Below are 22,469 nucleotides of genomic sequence, written 5' to 3'. Positions count from 1 at the left end.
GCCGGCAAGAGAGCACTCTCGACGCTCAACCGCGTTAAAAGTGCTCTCTTTAGCTTGTTTACCCGTACAACCGTCACTGCACATCCAAACCGTAATTGTGCTTCAGATGCTCCGATACGGAAGTAAAGTTGAAGCTTTTCAATATATGTTCAAGCTTCTTTTTCGTGCCGCTCACATTGTAATAATGGATAAAATGCTCCTTCGACGGCAAGCTCAGCTTCTGTTCCGTTGCGTCAATCTCCCGCGGATGCAAATATACGATGGAGTTGCTGCCTTGACGGTTGGCGGACCGGATGGCCTGCTTAATAAAAAACGTCGGGAAAAATCGGAAATAAAAGCCTCCGGAATAGCCCATATTGCGTCCGCCCAGCTTCATTACCGACATCGGTACTTCGTAAAGGTCCAGTTCTATGCCGTCTACCCGCGGTTTATGGATCTCGGTCGGAGCCGTAGGGATGCCATACAGGAACGTTTTTACCGGAAAAATGCTGGCGTCATACTTCATTTCGAGTTCCACGAGCGCTTCCAGATAGTGAAGATTGCTTTCCACAATCGACCAGGAAGGCGCCCGGTAGCCCAATACCTTGCTTCCGGTTAGATCTTCCAATATATCGACGGATTTTTTCACATCGGCCTTAAACTCATCGTACGTTTGTTTGTATGCCAGTTGGTGCCCATAGCCGTGTGATGCGACATCATGCCCTTCCCGCGCGATAGCCTTCACGACATCCGGGTAATCTTCCCCAATGCATCCGAGTACGAAGAACGTCGCTTTGGAGCCAGTATTGCTGCACATTTCCAAAAGCGCATCCATGTGCGCCCTGAATTTGGAGCCTTTGCCTCTGAAATCATCGGGATTGATATGGTCGTAATTCGCGTGAAACCATTCCTCTATATCAAATGTAAGCATATTGTTTATGCGGTGATGCGTCTCGTTAAGAGCAGCCTGCCTAGTCAATTTTCTTACTCCCTTTTATCGCAAACGAGGTGCAGAACGCATCGGATACGTTCCCGCCGGTGCGGCTGCTTGCTACAAACTTGAATGGATGATACATTTTCAAAAATTCGATATGTTCAAAGCCGTGATTGGCAAATACGTCTCTCAATTCATCCATCGCGTACATTTTGTCGAACTTCTTGCTTTTCTCAAACAACTTGAGCAGTTTCCGCTGAATCGAGCCATTATGCAATGTCTGGATTAGCAGCGTCCCGCCCGGTTTTGTGACCCGAGCCAGCTCTTGGATGACAGACTGGTATTGTTCGATCAACTGAATCACGCCGATGCACATCACGACGTCAAACTTGCCGTTCTGGAAATTCAATGCCGTCAAGTCTTGCGACGATGTGACAAGACCGCGTTCCGCGGCAAACTCGAGACTCTTCACGGAAAAGTCGACGCCGTATACCGTATTGTCTTTTACCAATGGTTCGCTAAAAGCACCTACTCCGCAGCCGGCATCAAGCACTTCCTTGCCTTTCAAATCCCCCAACCACCGCAGGGTGTTGTTTCTCTGCATAAAAAAGCTTTCGTCGTCGAAATAATCGGATGATTTGACAGACGCTCCATGTGTTGCGGCCTTTTGGTCAAAGTACTGCTTCCAGTTATTCGGGTTACTCATATGATTTGCATCCTCCGATGGCGAAAACATGTAATAGGTTGCTGGTCACGGTCACGGCAAAATATATTTAATCAGCTTCTTGCCCACGGGATCGGTAATGAATCCGGGTGTCTTTTTCCACAGTTCTATAAAAAAGCTCAAGCTCTGCTTGTCGGGAGGACCTGCACCGGCCCCGCCGCCGTCATAGACCAAATAGCGGAGCTGCTCGGGTGCGGCCCCCCATTGTTCTTTGTACTTGTATGTCCCCGATCCTTTGGGCGATCGCCCCAGATCAAGATATTTCAAACCGTTTCGTATACCGAACTTTACGGCTTCCCAATACATAAAGTTGTTCAAATACTTGTTATTGTACTCCGTCAAGTTGGCGCCGTACGGATAATACAATGTTGCGTTACCCGGACTCGTTATAAGCAGCATGCCGCCAATGACTTGACCGGTCTGCTTGTCCAGCACGGTAAGCAGGCACGAATGCTCTGGCAAGTATTCGAAAAAGCTTTTGAAAAATCGGATATCAGGCGCCGGCGTTCCGAGCTGTTTCATTCTTCTGACATATACTTTATAAAAATCATCCAATCGGTTCTTGTCAAAAGAAACGTCGAACCAGCCGTTCTTGTATACTTTGCGTACATGGTTTCTGTTACTGCCGCTGGAGAGCGACAATACCTTCTCCTCGTCATCCGAGAGTGGGAGCATAAACGTATAGTTATGGAGATTGGCGCTCCAAACGGAACCGTCCAAGCGTTGATCCTTCAGCCGCAGCTCGATATAGCTCAATCCGAGTTTTGCTTTCAATTGTACGATCGCTTCAACGGCAAATCGAAAGGCTTCCTCGCTGTCTGCGCATAAGTCGGTATAATTGGCGAACGGAAGCGATACCGCTGCCTTTTTCAACCCAAGGTTGCGTCCGATCACAAGCGGAATGATGGCGCACAAGCGGTTTTTTCCGTCCAGGACGGCATGGTAGCTGCACTTATACCCAATAGAATCAATCAATATTTGTCTGAATGCCGTCGTATGAAATACCGTGCCTCGGGTCCATGCAAATTGATCCCATTCGTCCTTCATTGATTCCGAATATGCGATACACCTGAACATCAAAGTTTATCCTTTCAACCAAAAAAATACACCGATCATAATAAAACCAGTCCCCGCCCATTTCATGACGCTGATATGCTCCTGAAAGATGAGCAGCGATACCAAGATGAGCAAAATGTACTGTACGCTGGATACAAACGTAACGTAGCTGAGATCAAACGCGGACAGACAATATACCCATATAATTGCAGCCAGAGCGTAAGCCGCGAATCCGCCTACGATTAATGGCGACGTCATATATCCTAATAAGATGTTAATCATCGAGCCTTCGAAGTTAACGTTTCGGCTGCCTAGTTTGAGCAGCGTTTGCGCGGCCACCGTCATGGACACGCTCAATAAAAGCATCAAGTAATTAATTATGATTCACCTTCGTTCATTTTCTTCTCGAGCTCCTCAAGCTTGAGTTTGGTTAATCCCAGCTCCTGCGTAAGCGCTTTGTTATGCATCTTCAAGCTCGAAATGCTAACGCTCGTGTTCAGCAGCAGCAAATAGGCGCTGGCGATCAGGATGGAAAAGAAAGCCGACGGCGCATAATCGATGCCGATTAAATTCGAAAACCAATCCATCATGCCTTTAAAAATCGACATCACGAGCGTAAACAATCCGATCAGAAACCACACGAGCGAATATTTTTCTCTGATCATTCGGGCTCTAACCATTAAAAACACGGAAACAATGATGATCAGGCTGAATGCAACACCCATAATTTGAACGCTATACATATGTTCGCCATCCACTACCCATTCACCACCTTGTTCTTGTGTAGGAAAAGAAGATCGATAAGATCACCTTCGCCATGTAGTATGGACTTTTGATCGGTGTGATGGAAGATGAACCGTGTTCGCGTTCTCTCATCTCTACGCCCACTTCGCTGATGGTGAGCCCGTGTTTTTTCAAAAGAATGATGGCATCCGGCTCGGGATAATCGTCGGGATAATGCCGGCATAACAATGCAATGCTTTTCTTATTGTAAATCCGGAAGCCCGAAGTACTGTCCGTTACCTTCGTCTGAATCAGCAGCCTGAACAAAAGATAAAACACTTTGATACCGAGTCTGCGGGTCCATGTCGTTCGGTACGACTGGATATCGAGAAACCTTGACCCGATCACCATATCGCATCCGCTGCGCGACATGGCGTCCAGAAGCTTGTCGACCTCTCTTGGAATATGCTGGCCGTCGCCATCAATCTGCACCATGTAATCGTATTGATTCGCATATGCGTATTTGAAGCCGGTCTGTACCGCCCCGCCAATGCCCAAATTGTACGGAAGATCGACGACCTTGACGCCATCCGCCTTTCTTGCGTTGGCCGACGTGCCGTCCAGGGAGCAATCATTGACGACGAGAATATCAAAATCGGGAATACTTTCCCTTATATCGCCGATTACTTTCAAAATGTTGTTTTGTTCATTGAATGCCGGAACTACAATCAGTACTTTTTCTTCTCCCATAGCGGCTCAGCTTCCCCATCATTATTTTGGCAACGATCCAAACCAAGCGAATCCCTCTGTCAGCTCCGTAAGCGGCCACAATGATCATGAATGGCATTGCGGGCGCGCGGTATCTGTACAATCCGTCAATAAAAAATATGATACAAAATACGAAAACGGCGAATATGGTCAGCCACACGACGGATGCCTTTCGAAACAGCCTGTTGACGATCGCGGCGATGGTTCCTGTCATAAACAATGCAGTCGGCAGCGACTGCTTCGCAAACTTTATGATACCGTTTACACTTTGCAGATCCGTCTGCCACACCCATCTACCGAGGAAGGCCACGGTTCTTTTGGCGTATATGATTAATACATGATCCCAGTTGTTAATTATAAAACTAAGGATAAGGCTGTTCAATACGTTAATTGTATAATCGGGCCTGTATTTATAATCGTAAGGTGACGGCCTGTCGTAGATCCAACCGTTGGCGTATATATTGTACAGAACTTTCTTGGCGTTAAACTGCATGGATTCGATCAGCGGATCGAGCTTGTGATTTAAAAAGAGGAATATACAAGCGACAACCGCCGCCGTAACGACTCCTCCGATGGCAAGCCTGTACTTAACGATAAATGCCGTCATCGTTTTCCGGTGAATAATGGCGATGTACAGCATAATAAAAGCAACGGACATGATGCCCGCCGGCCTAAACACAAGCATGAGCACAGAAATGAGTACAAACAGTACGGTATATTTCTTTTTCTTCGTATCTATCGCCTTCAACAGACAATAGATGCTTAGGAGCAGAAGCGTTATAAAAAAGCTATCGGATAGTATATATGTAGACCACAGGGTAATATCCCAAGAATAGGCATAAAAGTATGACGCAATGACAGCCGTTACTCTGTTGAACAGCATCCGTGCAATATTATATACAAGAATGACGCTCAGTCCGGCGACGATGACCTGGATGAAAATGATCGCGATGGGGTCCTTAAAAACGGCAAGCAGCAAGGTTAGCAATAAATTGTAACCGAGATATAAAATATCGTCCATGTGCAGACCGATCTTGAAGCTTGTCATCAAAGCGCGTGCATAATCGAGGTACCATTGGGAGTCCGGAGACTGGGGAAAGCCTATATCAGACGACTTCAAATAAAAAAAATAATCTAATCTCACTTTCAGAGACAGATATAAAAATGGAATAATATATAGAAACTCTAGATCCTTGTATTTCAGGAAAAGCGGATAACCGACGTCCATGCATTTTCGGTATATTTGGTGCACGTACCTCATGTATTCTTTATATCGTTCGTACACTTTTTGCAACAGCTCCAGACGGCGTATGTGGTTATATCTGATGTAATAATTATGACATATATATCTGCATTAGAGCAAGATATATTTAAGTATTTTAATAAAAAATAACTCGAAAAATGTCGAGAATATTGAGTATTCTGACCTCGAAAGCGAGTGCTAAAATTATAGAAGAATCGAGGGTTGCATCTGTAAAAATAAGGAACTTGTTTTTATAGAGTAAAGCTAGTGAAAGTCGTTAAGTAAGAAATGAATTGGAAATCGATTAAGATAATCGGGATTCGAGTTCACGGTTATATAAAGAAAAGGCATGCTGCAGCGGGCAGTATGCCTTTCATAAAATACACTATTCTATTTAAATGCAGGCCCGGCCATGGCGACTTGGGAATCTACATTTGAAAATTGATGAAAATTACGGATAAACCGTTCTGCAAGCTCGCGGGCAGCCATCTCGTACGCCTCTTTGTTACGCCATGTATTGCACGGTTGTAAAACTTCGCTTGGCACCCCGTGCACGAAATCAGGGCATTGAAGTCCGAATACCGGGTCTACGGTAAAAGTGGCCTGCTCAATCGAACCGTTCAGCGCCGCAGTCACCATCGCCCGAGTATACGATAAATTCATCCGCTCCCCAGCGCCATACGGCCCTCCCGTCCAGCCAGTGTTGACTAAATACACTTTCACCTGCTGCTCGTCGATTTTCCGGCCAAGCATTTGCGCATAAACCGTAGGCGGCAGCGGAAGAAAGGGTGCCCCGAAGCACGCGGAGAACGTGGCCTCCGGTTCCGTTACACCCCGCTCCGTACCGGCAAGTTTCGAAGTATAGCCGGATAGGAAGTGGTACATCGCCTGTTCTTTCGTAAGCTTGGCGATCGGCGGCAATACGCCGAATGCGTCAGCCGTTAAGAAAATGATTACACGGGGATGGCCGGCTACTCCCGGAATTATCGCTTCAGGGATGGTATCGATCGGATACGCTGCACGCGTGTTTTCGGTAATCCGCGTATCGTCATAGTCCGCCGTACCTGTCTTCGAATTAAGCACGACGTTCTCCAAAACCGAGCCGTATCGAATAGCCTGCCAAATTTGCGGTTCCTTCGTTTGAGAAAGATGAGCGCATTTGGCATAGCAGCCGCCTTCAAAGTTGTACACTCCCGCTTCAGTCCACCCATGCTCGTCATCCCCGATCAATTGACGGTATGGATCGGCGGATAGCGTCGTTTTTCCTGTACCGGAAAGACCGAAGAACAAGGCGACATCGCCGGATGAGCCTACGTTTGCCGAGCAGTGCATCGGCAGCACGCCTTTGGAAGGGAGCAAATAATTCAGTACGCTGAATATCGACTTCTTCATCTCCCCTGCGTACTCCGTACCTCCGATCAATACTAGCTTTCTCTCGAAGGATATGCTGATGAACGTTTCCGTGCGCGTACCGTCTACCGCCGGGTCCGCTTTCAGGCCGGGCAGCGCGACGACGGTAAATTCGGCTTTATGTCCGAGCAGTTCTTCCCTGCTTGGGCGGACGAACAGCTGGTGTACAAACAAATTATGCCACGCATACTCGTTGACGATGCGAATCGGAAGCCTGTGTTCTTGATCTGCCCCTGCGAAACCGTCAAAAACGAACAGCTCCTTTTCCGCCATGTACTGCTGCGCTTTTCGGTATAGCCGATCAAATTGCTGCTGCGTCATCGGCTGGTTAACGGTCCCCCAATCGATTTTGTCCAGCACGAACGGTTCTTTGACGATAAATTTATCCTTAGGAGACCTCCCGGTGTATTTGCCGGTAAATACGTGCAACGCGCCCGTTTCCGATAAGACGCCTTCTTTTCGCTCGACTGCCAGTTCCACCAACCGGGGGACGGATAAATTATAATGAACGGGTTCAACCTGCAACTGCTGTACATTGGCCTCCATGCTACATCATCCCTCCAACCGAAGATTAGCGTCGTATTCCTTTTTATCAAAGTTTATCCGCGAATTTATGCAATCTCTGTCCGGACATTCTGAGTAATATAGCGTAACTTTTTCCGAATCGATCGTACCGATTACCGACATGCAATGCTTGCAAATGATGGTTCCCAGTTCTATTGGAATAGGAGAGGCGTTGTGCATAGTTGATTCACCCTTTCCGTTATGGTCCGTACAAAATCGGTTACGCGGCAGGCGTATGCCCATTCATTATCGTACCAAGCTAGCACCTTAATCTGGTCGCCCATCGCCATCATCGTCTGCCCGTCGACGACAGCGGAATGGGAGCAACCTATAAAATCAGCGGATACAAGAGGTTCTTCAGAGTAACCTACGTAAGAAGACATACTTCCTTCGGATGCTGTCTTGAACAGCGACCTCACCTGTTCCAGACTAACCGGGGGCTTAGCTACTTGCACCGTCAAATCAACAAGCGATACGTCCTGCGTCGGAACGCGAAGCGAAACGCCCTGAATTCGCGAAGTCAAATGCGGCAGTACATCGATTAGCGCTGTCCCCGCGCCGGTCGTCGTCGGAACGATCGATTGCGTGCATGCACGTGCTCGCCGAAGATCTTTATGCGGGTTATCCAAGTGGTTCTGATCCGATGTGTAGGCATGAACCGTAGTCATCCACCCGCTTCGAACTTGGTATGCTTGATCCAAAATATGCAGGACGGGAGATAAACAGTTGGTCGTACACGAAGCCGTCGATAACAATCGATGCTTTCGGGGATCGTATAGATGATCATTAACACCCATCACCACTGTAAAATCCATACGCTTGCCCGGAGCGGTAATTAGCACGTGCGATGCACCTGCGGCCAAATGCATGCCAGCCCCTTCCCTGTTGTTAAACTTACCGGTAGCATCTACCGCCAAACTTACGTCGAAACCGTGCCATGCGATATGAGCCGGATCGCGCTCAGAAATAATGTGTATTTCTTCTCCGTTAATGACAAGCTTTCCGTCGACGATGGAAATGTCTGCATCCCATCTCCCGTGCACCGTATCATATTTCAAGAGGTGCGCGATCGTTTCAACAGGATAAATACAATTGATTGCTTTCAATTGATACGGTTGTTTTTCCGAGCACATTTTTCTGACCAGTAATCTGCCTATTCTACCTACTCCGCTTATTCCGACGGCGAATGTCAATATCTAACCCTCCTGCATTTAATATGCATTACTCATCTATTAGTGTACATTATATAAATTATATTGTACATACTATTTAGTTGGAGTTAGAGAAAAAATATTTTTATTAATGTGCATTATATATTTTATAAAGTACAAATGAGCAATATAATCCCTCGCATCTCAAGTCGCAGGATATGTTTATTATCTTAAAGTCAAGTTTTTTTCCGTACACGGTTTACTATTTTTAAATGTTCTATCCTCATTTCGTCACAAAAAAATAAGCTATCCCGTCTTAAGTACGTAAGACCAAAATCAGAACTGGCGGAGGAGCATGGCAAATGGAACCAAGATTGGATTATACGAGTACAAACCCGGAAGTTTTGCAGATGATGTTGAAGTTCGAGGAATTTACAAGAAATAGCGGGATTGACCATACGTTATATGAGTTGATCAAAATTCGCGCTTCGCAAATTAATGGATGCGCTTTTTGCATCGATATGCATGCGAAGGACTTGCTTCAAACGGGGGAAAGTCTCGAACGGATCGTGCTTCTGACCGCATGGCGGGATACACCTATTTATACGGATAAAGAAAAAGCGGCCCTCGAGCTGACCGAATACGTCACCAAGGTTTCCGAGGCTGGAGTGCCGCAGCACGTATACGAGAAAGTTCGTGCACATTTCGACGAAAAAGAGTATGTCAAATTAATTATGGCGATCAACGTCATTAACTGCTGGAATCGAATCAGCATTTCTACCGGCATGTACCCGGGGTGTTTCGTTAGGTAGGATTGAAAGCTATGTGACTTATTATTGAGAGGGCCGATTCGGATCCCTTTTTGAAGCGTAAATACTAAAATAAAGTCCTGTTTTATTGCAGAACTAAAAGTTCGATGTCGATTGTCTGAATTAATTAGATGACCATTAAGCTTCCTCGAAATAATTCAATTCGCCATAGGAGTTACTTTGTCTCAGGGCTTCACTTAGGATCTCTCCACCAGTTGCCTATCAGCTAATCTTTCCTCGACCAGACTTGCACCGAATATTTATGCTTAGCTTGGCTAGGCATGCAGAAAAAGGAATAAGGAGCCTCCAAGGGCTCCCTATTGTTGTTTGCTGATTCGCATTTTTTTCGTCAAATAAACCTGTGTTAATTCGAATTCACTTCCGTAGAGACAGACAGTCCGGAAGGAGCGACGGCCGTCAAGTCAAACCCGGCGACATTGCTGCCAATAGAAACATCGTTGCCGTTGATCCGTACTTCGTTGTCTGCCGGGTTTGCAGATAAGGCGCCTTTCAGCGAAATATTGGTAGCGATAAAGGTAATGCCGAACACATAATTATAATCGTAAACATCAATGCCATCGAGAACGATGCCGAACTGATCCGCTACTTTGAGATCCATCAAGCCTTTGGAAAGCGGCCCAGTGTAAGCGTCGGCGATTTTATAAGTGCTTCCTGCAGAAGCTTTCACCCGCTTCTTGCCGGCCGTAAGCGACTCGACTTTCTGGCGATCGCCCTTGACTGTTACGGTTTGATTGGCCGTCTTCATTTCGCCTTTTTGGTTTACATACGTTACGCTAAGAATTGCAGTTCCGGTTTTATAGCCAATCGCGCGCCACTTGTCGGCATCCTTTCCGATTTGCAAGGAAACATTGTCCGAGGAGGTAACGCCTTTAATTACGGTTCTCGGTACGGCCACCTTATCTCCGGAAGAGTTGGTTACGACAAGCTCCACCTCTTTGGCAAACGGGCTGTACACTACATGTACTACAGAATCCTTTACATATCTTCCAGGTACTGATCCAGCCGGAGCTAGATATCCATCGCCACCAACGGAAACTACCGGTTGCGGGTTCGGGCTGCTAACCGCACTAGTAAGCGCGTGATCGCGTGTATTCATGATCGTGTTCAGAGCCTTCACGCTATAGTTCAGATCCGCGTTGTTAGCTGTGATTCCGAGTTCTTTCTCTGTCTTAGTAAGCGTTACACCGTTCTTACGGATCTCAATGCGAAGTTTTGCTTTATCACTAGCAGCTGCAGCAGTATCTGCAACGATTCTGAACCCTTCATTGAAAGCTTTGTAGGAATTCGGATCCCATTCATTGTTAGCATTAAACATAGTTGTTTCGTAGCGAGTTCCTTCTTGCGAATCATCGTCTTTCGTCAGTCTAAAGTTGCTGCTGCCCTCAAGAGTCATATATACTTCGTTTGTTACGCTAGACGACTGGTAGTTCATTTCTTTGCCAAATTGGTCGAGAAGAACATACTTAAAGCTGGAAGATGCACCTTGAACATATTCTTTTGCCGGTGCAACCACTTCTTTGATCTTCTCCGGATAACGAGCTTCACTTACCGTAAACGTTCTTGTAGAGGTGCTTTGTGCATTCGGCGTCGCGATCATTACCGTTACCGAGATTGCGCTATTTTTACTTACACCATCAAGGTTTTTCAAGTGAATGCTACCTTTGTGGGCGCCAGAATTAGTGATCTTCTGCTCAGCAAAAGAGCTGGTGATTTGGATACGATCGCGGTTCGTGTCGCTGGTCAAATCATCCAAGGTCAATTGGTTTCCTTGCGCATCGTATGCAATGACCGGGATGTAAACGTCCTTGTCGCCGACAGCGATCACATCGTTAAAGTCGCCAATCTCAACCTTTGTCGCCACTTTCGCCGATTGAACCTTCACTTTGCCGGTTGCCGTAGCCGCTTGCGTCGTTACAGTAAAGCCATAATCTGCAGACTTGTCGATATTCTGAGTCAGAGTAAGCTTCATTCTCGGAATATTATTGCCATTGTCTTCGAAGCTCGGCTCGATTACCGATTTGCCTGTCGAGTCACCAACGTAGTCATTCCAGATTACATTGACAATATTTTTCCACTCACTTGCATTACTACTGATTTCTTGCAGGTTGGAATCATAGCCGAACATACCGCCGTATTGATCGAAAAGATTCAGTTCGTATGAAGCCGATTCGCCCTTAGAAGTGATTGCTTTTGCTTCCGTGTTGGAGTATTGCGCTTCGCCCAGTTCCAGCTTGGACAGGATCGGAGCCGTACCCAACTTGAAGCTCTTGGACACCGTAAGATACTGATCGTTGTTCACGATTGTAATCGGGATAATCGTTACACCTTGCTGATACTTTTCTTCTTTTGTATCAAGCTTAAGCAGCAATGTGCCGTCGTCTGCTTTTGTAATTCTTCCGTTATCAACACCGTACACACTGTAACCGCCGGCGGAGAAGGAAGCTTTCTCGCCATATTGGTTCTTAGCAGCCAGCTTGAGTACTACGCTATCGGAGTAAGCGATCGTGTCGTTCGCGCTCAGGAAGTCGATGCTCTTCAGTACTTCGTTCTCAGCGGTGAATTTTGCAACGGTTTTGTCAAGATCTTTTGCATCCAAGCCGCCCAGAGTTACAGAATACTCACCAGCGGAGATTTTGGAGTCAGTCAATGTCAACGTTGCAGTGGAGTTGTTGGTGTCCCACTTCACAGTAGTTGCGATATCAGTGCTGCCTTTTTTCAAGGACAGTGTTGCTTTCTTCGTGTCAACGTCTCTATCCAATTTTACTTGAACCGTATACACGCCAGCTGCTTTTGCTTCTGTTACGGAAGCTTTAGCCGGTTTGTTCAAGTTCTTATATTGGATTTGAGCTTCGTATGCGGAAGTAACAAGCAGGTCGCGAGTTGCTGCGGAAGCACCACCAAATGTGCCGTCAGTACCGCTGCTCAGAAGCTTCAGTTGAATTGCAAGTGCAACATAACCTTTAGCCCAGTCAGAAACGGTTTTGTCAGCAACACCTGGAGTTGCTTGAGCGTCTTTATCTTTTTTCAGACCGCGAATCAAGAAAGTAGCGAGTTGCTCTTTCGTTACTTCGCCAGCTGGGTTGAATTGTCCGGGAGCATAACCGTCAGTGATACCGGCTGCTTTTACTGCTTCGATGTAAGGAAGCGCGTATCCGTTAGCTGGATCGTCAGCTTTCACATCTGTGAAGCTGGAAGTTTTCAAGGAAGAGTCAACTTTCAGACCAAAGATCAGAGCCGCAACTTTTGCGAATTGTGCACGATTCATTTTTTCTTTCAGCCCGAACGTACCTTCTTTAACGCCGTCGAAGACGCCAGCGGAAATCATTGCGTCAAACTTCGCTTTTGTTGCTGCATCGAGATCTTTCAGGTCGCTGAAGTTAGCGGATGTTTTCGCTGCGTCAGCATCACCTTCACCTTCTGCGCCCAACGCTACGGAAGAAAACATCGAGAACGCCATAGCCAGGGATAAAATAGCAGATAAACTTTTCTTCATATTCTTTTTTTCTCCTCCTCTAGTGTGCTTCGAATGTTGGAATTTGGAATTCAATCGATTAGCGTAAATTCATGGTTCCACTCCCATCCGTCACGTTTTTCATGACACTATGCTCAGTGTATCGAAATCAGTAGTTTATTGTTATGTACGGACTGAACCTAAATATGGTGAAAAAGAACAAAAGAATGTTGTTTAGTTATTAGAGCAAAGAAGCATTCAGAATAACCATATAGCATATTTCTTTTAAACATGTTTTTTACAGGATTCCTGCTCTATAATTCATGTTGTAAAGGTAATTCGTTATTTATCGGTTTTTCAGCGCCTCCCTCCTCGGATCGCGCTTTCATACTCTTAAGGTTCCCCAATGGGAACCTTTTTTTTATGCTTTTTTCTGCTTTATAAATGAAAAATCCCGTACGGCTTTTTTTTCGCCGTAGGGATTTCGTGTGTCAGCTTGATGTTTTTTTAATATGTTTCCGGAACTCTCCGGGCGACGCTTGGTATTTTCGTTGAAACAATCGGTAAAAGGAACGCCACTCCATCCCAACTTCATCGGCTACTTGCTCTACCGTGAATTCTTCGTTCCCCAGCATATCCGCTGCTTGTTCCAACTGTACTTTCAGTATGTATTGATAAATAGAATAGCCTGATTCCTTTTTGAATATACGGTTTAAATGCTGTGGTGTATACCCGAATACTCTGGAAAACTCGTCGAGGTTGAGCTTTCGCGAGTAATTCTTATGAATATAATCCATTACTTTTTGCGTGGTCAGCACCGGGTAAGACGCTTTTTGCTGTAAACTTTCGGATTGCAATTTAATCTCCAGCAGCAGCGAATAAATCATCTCCGACGTTTTTAACGCTGTTCCCTCTTCCGACTGCGTATGCCGCTGCAATCGTTCAATCAGATCCATCACTCTACTCGAAGAATGCAGATCCAAAGGTTTGTGGGCACGCAAGCGAAATTGTGATAGTACAAACGGATTGCAATCAAACCAGACGGCCGCCGTCTCCCATGCTTCGTCCTGCTTTTGGAATTCATGTGTAATTCCCGGCTTAATAATAACAGCCTGCCCCGTTTTCAGAACGAATTCTTTTTCTCCGTGAAGACGCATCACCCCCCTGCCTTTAATGCCAACAATAACTTGGCAAACATTAAAGCTATATGGATTCGTAACAGACGGCTCTCGATGGTAATCAATGGAACATAGTCGGAGCGGAAGAGAAAGATGCTCACTACCTTGGGCTGGAAATGCTTTATAGGGTAACAAGGGCCTAACTCCTCTCATTGCTTTTCATGCATATGAATTCTCTCCTACAAATAACTAGGAGAGGCACATACATCTATTTTTCGTTGATAAGAAGTTAAATAATGGCATCGCTTTCATAAATTATATCTCTCGAGTATCTGAACGAGAATAGACAAATCGCAGGTGTTTATGGACAATTAACTATTTTCCAATTTATATATATTTATCATATGCTTCTCCCTGACGTAGAAAAATGCAAACAGCGCCAGCATACTACTGGCGCCTTATCATCGACTTCCTTATTTTATTCGCAGCTATAATTAACCCGACTGCACTTTGTTCAATTCAGCAGAAAGACTTTGACCGGCCGATGCCGGCCCTTTGGCCCCTAATCGCATCCATGCATATTTTACAATGAAGATGGCTCCCCGGATCACTCGATCCCCTCCGTAAGCAATCGCGACCGCAATAAACGGGATCGCCGGCGCCTTGTATCTGTACATTCCGTCAATGAAGAAGATAATGCAAAAAATATATACATTAACGATGATCAGCCATACAATGGACGACTTTCGAAACAATCCGTTCCAAACGGCGGCAATAGACCCGATAAAAAACAAAATCGTCGGGAACGCTTGTTCGACAAACTTGACCATACCTCTGAGACTCGTCAAATCGGTCGACCATACCCATCTTCCGATAAAGGCAGCAGCTCTTTTTCCATAAATCACCATGATATGATCCCAATTATTGACGAGGAAACTCATAATTAAACTGTTCATGATATTGATTTTGTAATTCGGCTTGAAATGATGGTCATGAGGCGACGGGCTATCAAAAATCCAGCCGTTCGCATAAATGTTATACAATACTTTTTTCGCATTAAATTGCATGGAGGCGAGAAGCGGGTCAAGCTTTCCTCCCATAAAAAGAACAGCAAACGTAACGATGACAGCAGCCAGTAAACCGCTCGAAATATACTTATATTTTCTTAAAAAGGCGAGCCATGTTTCCTTCTGGGCATTGATGAATAAATACATCATCATAAACAATACGGTGATAATGCCGGCCGGCCGGAAAATGAACAAATAAAACGCCATAACGAAAAACAGTATTTTGTAGCTGTTCTTCTTCGTTTCCATCCATTTCAGAAGAAAGTAAACGCATAACAGCTGTAAACTAATAAAGAAGCTGTCCGAAAGAATATAGGAGGACCACAACGTAATAGCCCAAGCGTGATAGCAGTATATAAACGAAGCGATCACGGCGGTTGTTCGGTTGAACAGCATTTGTGCAATTTTGTAAACCAGAATCACACACAAAGCTGCCGTAACAGCCTGGATGAAAATGATGTAAACGGGATCCTTGCATATCGCCAGCAGCAGTGCAAGCAAGAAATTATACCCAATATACAAAATATCGTTCATATCCCGACCGATCGTATGGTTTGCAATCAAGGATTGCGCGTAGTGGATATACCACCGGGTATCGTCAGACTGGGGAAAACCTTGTTCCGAGGACAGCAGAAAGTAAAAATATTGCAGTCTTACTTTCAGCGAAAGGAGTACAAACGGAATAATATAAATCATATCGCGTTCTTTGTATTTCAGAAATTGCCGATATACCGGATCTTTATATTTGTGAAACCATTGATAGAGCTTGCTTTTGAAACGCTGTAACCGTTCTTCCACTACATATGCACCCCGCATCTGCCTATAACTCGCTGTATTTTTGCCTATTCCTAACATTGATAACGCTTTCAATTATATTCAGCGCCTATCGCAATGGAAATAGACAAATCGCAGGACTTTATGGACAAATTACCGTTGTCGGGATTGAACATACTCGGAAGGAGAAAGGCCTGTCCGTTTCTTAAACACGCGACTGAAGTACAGTTGATCGGCATACCCTACCTCGCTCGATACCTGTTTCAACAGCAGGTTAGGCTGCGCATCCATAATGCGCTTCGCTTCGTTGATTCGGTAATCCATCAAATACTCAAGTGGAGTAAGCCCGTTTTCTTTTTTAAATAGAACGCTCAAATAGTTCGGTACAAGGCCGAATTCGCGGGATAAACTTTGCAGCGAGATCGCTTCGCGGTAATTCGCTTTCAAATATTGCTCCACTTGCTCGACGACGCTATACGATGAAGGCGGCTTATACTCCAAGTCGGCCGATTGGAACAACGCGTAAAAAAACGGCGATAATTTCTCGTTCAAATCATGGTAACTCTGCGATTGGGACACGAGCATCTCCAAATCCATTTGGCGGTCGAGACCAAGCTGTCCGAGCCCGGCCAATACGCGATACAGCGTCTGCAAGATCACGTACTGGGTCGCATAATGAGCTTCCCAACTAGCCGTTAATTTATTCAGCTCTTCTGTAAGCAATTCGTACCTTTTCTGCCCTACTGCCTCCATTACTTTTGCCGTTTCCTCCACAAACGAACGCTCCGCGTCCGTCTCTTTCGGGGCATTGTCCTTCACATACAAAAGTGACGACTTCGCGAAAATTAATGACTGCAGCAATTCTCTTCGCAACTGCTTGCTGCTTGCCGATAACTGATTCATCGACAGTCCCGTATCGATGGCAAACGTCACGGGAATGGGGCCTGCCGCAATTTGTCCGATGAAATCGTCTAGTTCCCTTCTTATGCAATCCTCGGCGTCGTCGCGGTTGGAAGCCAGCACAACGAGCCGTTCATTGGATCGCTCGCCGTTAGCAAGCCAATGTCGGATCCCAAGCTGTTCCAGCGACTCCAGGCGGCTGGCGACAATTCGCGACTGCCAGAACGATTCACCCGGGCACATCTCGACGACTCCATTGCTATATGGGCCTGCACAGACGAGAAGAAGCGCATAGTAAGCGTAGTTTAACACCGGAAGGCAATATTCCGAGGGCGCTCCCTGCAGAAGCATCTCAACGGTTTCCTGTTCCTTGTTGCGAAAGAGCCCTTCATATTTTTGCTTCAACTTGTCCAGCAGCTCTCGAAGCGAATGGGCCGTAATCGGCTTAAGCAAATAATCCGATGCGTGCATCAGCATCGCTTCCCGAATATAATCATAGTCGGAATAAGCACTGATGACCGCCGTCAGCAGGTCGGGCTTACGCTTTCTCGCTTCGCGAAGCAGCTGCATTCCGTCCATACGCGGCATACGCATATCCGTCAGCAATACGTCGGGATCGAATTCCTCGATCATCTCGAGTGCTTCGGCCCCATCGTAGGCTTCCGCAACGACAAAGCTTTCCCCGTCCAGTTTAGCGATCAGCTTTTTCATTCCGCTGCTAATCGCCACTTCATCATCCACAAGCAATATTTTGATCAACGCTGCCTTCCTCCTCTGCCAACTTGCAACCCAAAAATATAGACGCGCCGCCTGCTTCGTTATTGCCAATTTCAAATTGCAGCGCGCTGCCGAACGTGTGATGCAGCCTGATGTACGTGTTTAATATCCCCATGCTGCCTTGATCGTTAAACATGCCGTTGCGCTTAAAATTGCTTTGTTTGGCGGTAAATTTCTGCAAATACTCGGCATCAAAGCCATCCCCGTCATCTCGGATATGAACGCTCCAGCCCGTATTCGAAACGGATATGCTCAGCTCGATGCGCCAAGGATACTTTTTTCCTTCAAAGCCGTGTTTCACGCAGTTTTCCAAAAAAGGCTGTACGGTAAGTTTAGGTACGCATACTTTGCTAAGATCTCCTTGCATTCGGACGTCAACAAAAAGATGACCGCGGTAACGCGTTTCCATAATGTCGAGATAACGGAGCGTATGATCGATTTCCTCTTTTAACGATACAAGCTCGCGGCTTTCGTAAGAAATATAGCGAAGCATTTGGACCAATTCGCTCGTTATTTTTAAAATCTCTTCGTTCCCGTCCTCCATGCCAAGCATGCCGATCAAAGTTAACGTGTTATACAGAAAGTGCGGGTTCATTTGAGCCTGAAGCGCAAGAAACTGTGCCTGCAGCTCCCGAGAATGCGCATCGACAGCCTGCTGCTTGGATTCCTCGAGCCGCTCCAGCATATCTTTGAAAGCATGGTACAAATGGACGATTTCATTGTGGGTTTCCCGATCATCCCAACGGGCAAACAGCTTCTCCAGCTCCACGTTCGTACGCGCATCTCCGGGAAGTCTCGCCATCGTCTGACTTAACTGCACAAGCGGTCTTGTCGTTCTCGTCGTAAAAAAATAAAACATGACCAGTGACAGCAGTGAAAGTCCTACCGCGATCGCAGCCATCCAATACCCGGTTTCTCGCACCGACTTAAGCAGCAAGTCGATCGGCTGCGTAACGACAAGCTTCCAGCCAGAATTGCGCAGATTTTGCTCGGCGGTTACTTCCTGGCCCGATGGAGGTTGAAGCGGAGTGAGGGGATGTATGATTTGACGGTCTCCCTCGTACAAAATCACTTGTTTGCCGTTCGTTATGTATTTACCTTTTGACAGTATGGCATCCAAGTAAGAATACGGAATCTGAATTTCGATTAGCGTACCGGGAGCTCCCCTGCGAACGACGGAAACGACCATTTTCCCTTTCGAATCCCAGTCGTCCCGGTGCGGGGCAAGAACAAGGCGGTCGGTTCGGCTAAGATCGTCAAACCAGGTGAGACTCGTAATTTTTTTCTTCACCTGATCCCTGTTGTAATTTGCGCCAAACGTTAAAAAGGTGCCCGATTCTTTAATGATCGAGATGCGGTTAAACCCGTCCGGATCGATGTTGAGGCCGAGAATCATCTTGTTAAAAACATTGAGCACCGGCTTGTTATTCAAATCCGACGTCTCCTTCATCCAATTCTCGATCGAAGGATTATACAGCGCATTAATAGCCAGCAAATCCGCCGAATCGATGATCGTGCTAAGCTGTTCTGCCAATATCGTCGCTTCCCGTCGCAGCGAACCGTTCAACGTCTGGTATGCCATCGACTTGTAATAATGGTAAAATATTGCATAGGAGAGAGGAATAATGAGAAACACGATCAACGAGTAAATTGCGAATAGCCGGGTCCGAAGACTCCATTTCTGCAGCATGACGACGGCTCCTTTAAACAAGCGAGTGGGGAAAGAGACGATACAATTTATCGTTTAATAATGAATAGATTACATAAATATTATCATTGAGAAGCCGAAGATGTAAAATACATTTGCAAAAAAACGCCGGATGCAGCCCGGCGTTGTTTAAAATATTTATACACATGCCACTGCCAGCGTCCACGGATGCGGGGCGGTGGTTATGAGCATGACGATTACGGAGGAGTGGTCCTTTGAGGAATCGGATCGTTTGCGTCGTTTCATTTGCAATGTGTGTCATATCGTTATTACTTGTACTCCTGTTTACAATTCCGCCCACACGAATTTCAGGGAACGGAAATCCAGGCCTGCTATTTGTCATCACAGCGTTGATATTTTTTGCAGCATTACTCGTCTCTATTTGTATAGAGTCCGTCAAGCTTCTCGCTAAATCCGGTGCCGGCAACCCTCCTGCAGCTATACTTTCGATCGCTTTATCATTATTGATCGTCGTCCTCGTTATCGCGCAGATCGATTATCAAAATAAACTTTTGATCGAGCTAGGCGGAGACGATGCCAACCCGAACTCTAAAATATATCGTTTCTTTATTTTAAACCAGTATACGAACACAATGTTCTTTAACGAATATATCCTTTGTATCGGGAGTTTTGGCTCTATGATGCTAGGTATCTTCATTTATATGATTAGAACAAATGGTTGAATCTATGCTGCATTTTGCTATAAGCACGGTACAAAGGGCACCCGGCTTGCCGAACATCATCAAATCGCGGAATTTGGCCTCCGTCAAACGATGCATGGGCCCCATCCACTTCATAAATTCAATCGCCAAATCTCCATGCTGCCATACCTTATCTTGGTGAGAAAAATCACAGCACACGTAGGTATTCGCGGGCAGCGGAGGGGTTTTCCCTGATCCGTATTTAAGGGAATTCCCCGAATTACAAACGGCAATAGAAGGGCTACAATAAGATCAGACGATATGATCTCACTTTTATTCATGGGACGGAGGCGACCATAAATGCCCGTGATCGCACTGCAAATCGCAAAAGAACTGGATCGCTTGTGCCTACAAACGTCAAGCGATTTCGCCTCATTGTCGCTTGTCGGGTCCTATGGGCAGCGATTTCAATGGCAGTATGCTTACGGCAACCGGAACGACCGCTATCGAAGGATGGTGGTAAAGCCGGGAGCCGGACCGGACGGACTATCGCTCCGTACGGGCAAACCGGTGATTTGGAGCGAACAAGCAGACCCTAACGGCAAAATATCGAACGAATGTCCGCTGCTCGCGGCAGAACAGCTGCGATCCGCCGCGGTCGTTCCTTTATTGCAAGGAAATGCGGTTATCGGTCTGCTGCTCATGGCAAGACGTTCGTTGGAACAATATACGAATCAGGATGTGACGCTCATTATCGACCATTTGCCGAACATAGCCTTACTATTGAACAATACCATTTGAATTCCGGACATTGATATTTCCGGAATTGTTGTATGTTTGTTATAGTGGATATACCAACAACCATCGGCAGTACGCCGTGAAGAAAGGGGCTCATCATGGTAAAGCTCTTATTGGTGGACGATCATGCCGTGGTCCGGTCTGGACTGAAAATGCTGCTGCATGGCAAAGAGCAAATCGAAGTCGTCGGCGAGGCGGCGGACGGTGACGAGGCGATACAAGCCGCAAGCGTACTGCTTCCGGATGTCGTGCTGATGGATTTGAACATGCCTCACGGCAAGGACGGGCTTACGGCCACATCGGAATTGAAACAGCAATTTCCCGACATCGCCGTACTCATCTTGACCATGCACGACGACGACGAATATTTATTCCGCGGCATTCAAGCAGGGGCGTCCGGGTATATATTAAAAAGTGCCCCGCACGAGGAGTTGTTGACGGCGATCCGATCCGTCGCAGCCGGACAAGCTTATTTGTATCCAACGGCGACAAAGCGGCTGATGGGCGAATATTTAGAGAAGCTGAGGCATGGCGAAAACGCCAGCTCGTACGAAACCCTCTCCGAACGGGAAAAAGAAATTTTATCGCTGATCGCAAAAGGATACAGCAACAAAGAGATTGCCGAGCAACTGGTCATCAGCGTAAAAACAGTGGAATCGCATAAAAGCAACGTAATGGAGAAGCTGGGACTAAAAACGAGACCGGAACTGGTCAAGTATGCATTAAAGAAAGGACTGCTCCAGTTTGAATAACGATGCCAATAAAGGAAATCCTAAACTAATTGCGCAAGACGCCGACTATTTATCTGAGCAGTTGGACATTCATATCGCCGATCCGGCCTTTCGAGACGGGTTGAAACAATCGTTAAAGCAGCTGACCGATATCAAATTCGCCTTAGACGAATCTTCTATCGTAGCAATGACCGATCACCGCGGCATCATTCAATACGTTAACGATAAGTTTTGCGAGATTTCCAAATATTCGTATGATGAATTGATCGGGCAAGATCATCGGATCATCAATTCCGGATACCACGATAAAGCATTCATGCGCAATTTATGGCAAACGATTTCTTCCGGAAGCGTGTGGCACGGCGATATAAAGAACAAAGCGAAAGACGGCACATATTACTGGGTCAACACAACCATCGTTCCCTTCCTGGACGAGCAAAACCGGCCGTATCAGTATCTTGCGATCCGAAACGAAGTAACGCAACTAAAAAGAGTCGAAGCCGAACTGAAGCATATGATGACGCATGTGATAGAAGTTCAAGAAGAAGAACGAAGGCGATTTTCGCGCGAGCTGCATGACGGCATAGGGCAAAGCTTGTTTTCGTTGCTGATTCAAATGGACATGGTCATTGCTCAGACGAAGTTCGAAGAACTTGAAGTTCTTCGCCGGAATGTCGCGGCCATCATAGAGGAAGTACGCGGATTGGCTTGGGAATTGCGCCCGTCGGTATTGGATGACTTGGGAGTCGTGCCCGCCATCCGAACCTACATTGAAAATTATGGCAGACATTACGGGATCAAAGTCGATTTCGAATGCAATTTGCGGAAACGGCTGGATCCGAATAAAGAAACGACAATGTATCGGGTCATCCAGGAAGCGCTGACCAATATCGGCAAATATGCAGACGTCTCGGAGGCTCGCGTAAGCATTCACGAGACGGACGGTTTCGTCGAAGTTCGGGTCGAAGACGAGGGCAAAGGATTTTCAAGAGAGACTTCTCCCAAAGGCGTCGGTCTGTTTAGTATGGAAGAACGGGCCCGCAGCGCAGGCGGGCAATTGACGATACGTTCCGAAGCAGGCAAGGGAACGCAATTAACGTTGATCGTGCCGAAGTAACAAGA

20 protein-coding genes and 1 pseudogene are annotated in these 22,469 nt (G+C 46.3%); 5 read left to right on the top strand and 16 right to left on the bottom strand.

Translation table 11 applies throughout. The features are described 5' to 3' along the window. Positions 1-73: 73 nt before the first annotated feature. The 10 genes from ACFQI7_RS09210 to gap all read right to left on the bottom strand — a co-directional run bounded on the left by ACFQI7_RS09210 (position 74) and on the right by gap (position 8,594). Positions 74-958, bottom strand: a complete 885-nt coding sequence (locus ACFQI7_RS09210) for a DUF3473 domain-containing protein (RefSeq protein ID WP_218099475.1) — start codon at positions 956-958, stop codon at positions 74-76. Next, positions 951-1,619 (bottom strand): class I SAM-dependent methyltransferase, encoded by a 669-nt coding sequence (locus tag ACFQI7_RS09205; protein WP_218099474.1) that lies wholly within the window; start codon positions 1,617-1,619, stop codon positions 951-953. Before ACFQI7_RS09205 ends, ACFQI7_RS09210 begins: the two co-directional genes overlap by 8 nt. Before the next feature lie 51 nt (positions 1,620-1,670). After that, the gene (locus ACFQI7_RS09200; RefSeq protein WP_218099473.1) at positions 1,671-2,714 is read right to left on the bottom strand and encodes a GNAT family N-acetyltransferase; all 1,044 of its coding nucleotides are present in this window, start codon (positions 2,712-2,714) and stop codon (positions 1,671-1,673) included. Positions 2,715-2,720: 6 nt separating this feature from the next. After that, positions 2,721-3,050 (bottom strand): EamA family transporter, encoded by a 330-nt coding sequence (locus ACFQI7_RS09195; RefSeq protein ID WP_218099472.1) that lies wholly within the window; start codon positions 3,048-3,050, stop codon positions 2,721-2,723. Between the two features lie 20 nt (positions 3,051-3,070). Beyond that, positions 3,071-3,436, bottom strand: coding sequence for a DUF2304 domain-containing protein (locus ACFQI7_RS09190; protein ID WP_218099471.1), 366 nt, complete (start codon positions 3,434-3,436; stop codon positions 3,071-3,073). 22 nt (positions 3,437-3,458) lie between these two features. Continuing rightward, positions 3,459-4,166, bottom strand: coding sequence for a glycosyltransferase family 2 protein (locus tag ACFQI7_RS09185; protein ID WP_218099470.1), 708 nt, complete (start codon positions 4,164-4,166; stop codon positions 3,459-3,461). After that, positions 4,123-5,232 carry a glycosyltransferase family 39 protein gene (locus ACFQI7_RS09180; protein WP_218099469.1) on the bottom strand — a complete coding sequence of 370 codons (1,110 nt, stop codon included), beginning with the start codon at positions 5,230-5,232 and terminating at the stop codon, positions 4,123-4,125. Before ACFQI7_RS09180 ends, ACFQI7_RS09185 begins: the two co-directional genes overlap by 44 nt. A gap of 585 nt (positions 5,233-5,817) precedes the next feature. Then, entirely contained in the window at positions 5,818-7,383 is a 1,566-nt protein-coding gene (gene pckA / locus ACFQI7_RS09175; RefSeq protein WP_218099468.1) for a phosphoenolpyruvate carboxykinase (ATP), read from the bottom strand. A 6-nt stretch (positions 7,384-7,389) separates the two neighbouring features. Further along, positions 7,390-7,581 (bottom strand): GapA-binding peptide SR1P, encoded by a 192-nt coding sequence (locus ACFQI7_RS09170; protein WP_218099467.1) that lies wholly within the window; start codon positions 7,579-7,581, stop codon positions 7,390-7,392. Continuing rightward, positions 7,554-8,594, bottom strand: coding sequence for a type I glyceraldehyde-3-phosphate dehydrogenase (gene gap / locus ACFQI7_RS09165; protein ID WP_218099466.1), 1,041 nt, complete (start codon positions 8,592-8,594; stop codon positions 7,554-7,556). The genes ACFQI7_RS09170 and gap overlap by 28 nt, the downstream gene beginning before the upstream one ends. A gap of 320 nt (positions 8,595-8,914) precedes the next feature. On the opposite strand from gap, the gene ACFQI7_RS09160 reads away from it, so the two are divergent. Beyond that, entirely contained in the window at positions 8,915-9,364 is a 450-nt protein-coding gene (locus ACFQI7_RS09160; RefSeq protein WP_218099465.1) for a carboxymuconolactone decarboxylase family protein, read from the top strand. Positions 9,365-9,725: 361 nt separating this feature from the next. Here ACFQI7_RS09160 and ACFQI7_RS09155 read toward each other — a convergent pair whose 3' ends face one another. The 5 genes from ACFQI7_RS09155 to ACFQI7_RS09135 form a co-directional block, all read right to left on the bottom strand. Then, positions 9,726-12,875 (bottom strand): S-layer homology domain-containing protein, encoded by a 3,150-nt coding sequence (locus tag ACFQI7_RS09155; RefSeq protein WP_218099464.1) that lies wholly within the window; start codon positions 12,873-12,875, stop codon positions 9,726-9,728. 449 nt (positions 12,876-13,324) lie between these two features. Beyond that, positions 13,325-14,146 carry an AraC family transcriptional regulator gene (locus ACFQI7_RS09150; protein ID WP_218099463.1) on the bottom strand — a complete coding sequence of 274 codons (822 nt, stop codon included), beginning with the start codon at positions 14,144-14,146 and terminating at the stop codon, positions 13,325-13,327. A 299-nt stretch (positions 14,147-14,445) separates the two neighbouring features. Beyond that, the gene (locus tag ACFQI7_RS09145) at positions 14,446-15,816 is read right to left on the bottom strand and encodes a glycosyltransferase family 39 protein (protein WP_218099462.1); all 1,371 of its coding nucleotides are present in this window, start codon (positions 15,814-15,816) and stop codon (positions 14,446-14,448) included. 129 nt (positions 15,817-15,945) lie between these two features. Then, the gene (locus tag ACFQI7_RS09140) at positions 15,946-17,451 is read right to left on the bottom strand and encodes a response regulator (protein ID WP_218099461.1); all 1,506 of its coding nucleotides are present in this window, start codon (positions 17,449-17,451) and stop codon (positions 15,946-15,948) included. Next, positions 17,426-19,159, bottom strand: a complete 1,734-nt coding sequence (locus ACFQI7_RS09135; RefSeq protein WP_218099460.1) for a sensor histidine kinase — start codon at positions 19,157-19,159, stop codon at positions 17,426-17,428. Before ACFQI7_RS09135 ends, ACFQI7_RS09140 begins: the two co-directional genes overlap by 26 nt. A 233-nt stretch (positions 19,160-19,392) precedes the next feature. Between ACFQI7_RS09135 and ACFQI7_RS09130 the strand changes: the two genes are divergently transcribed. After that, complete coding sequence (locus ACFQI7_RS09130) at positions 19,393-19,860, top strand: hypothetical protein (protein WP_218099459.1); 468 nt, start codon at positions 19,393-19,395, stop codon at positions 19,858-19,860. A gap of 6 nt (positions 19,861-19,866) precedes the next feature. On the opposite strand, the pseudogene ACFQI7_RS09125 reads toward ACFQI7_RS09130, so the two are convergent. Next, a pseudogene (locus ACFQI7_RS09125) lies at positions 19,867-20,007 on the bottom strand (Crp/Fnr family transcriptional regulator); the annotation flags it as partial. Between the two features lie 171 nt (positions 20,008-20,178). Here ACFQI7_RS09125 and ACFQI7_RS09120 point away from each other — a divergent pair. The 3 genes from ACFQI7_RS09120 (at position 20,179) to ACFQI7_RS09110 (ending at position 22,464) form a co-directional block, all read left to right on the top strand. After that, complete coding sequence (locus tag ACFQI7_RS09120) at positions 20,179-20,619, top strand: GAF domain-containing protein (protein WP_218099458.1); 441 nt, start codon at positions 20,179-20,181, stop codon at positions 20,617-20,619. A gap of 95 nt (positions 20,620-20,714) precedes the next feature. Continuing rightward, on the top strand, positions 20,715-21,368 hold the full coding sequence (locus tag ACFQI7_RS09115) for a response regulator (RefSeq protein WP_218099457.1): 654 nt from the start codon (positions 20,715-20,717) through the stop codon (positions 21,366-21,368). Next, positions 21,361-22,464 (top strand): PAS domain-containing sensor histidine kinase, encoded by a 1,104-nt coding sequence (locus ACFQI7_RS09110; protein WP_218099456.1) that lies wholly within the window; start codon positions 21,361-21,363, stop codon positions 22,462-22,464. Before ACFQI7_RS09115 ends, ACFQI7_RS09110 begins: the two co-directional genes overlap by 8 nt. Positions 22,465-22,469: the final 5 nt, after the last annotated feature.

Origin of the sequence: Paenibacillus allorhizosphaerae (genome assembly GCF_042659105.1) — a bacterium.
GTDB classification, from domain to species: Bacteria; Bacillota; Bacilli; order Paenibacillales; family NBRC-103111; genus Paenibacillus_G; species Paenibacillus_G allorhizosphaerae.
This window is presented reverse-complemented; position numbering and strand designations above follow the sequence as displayed.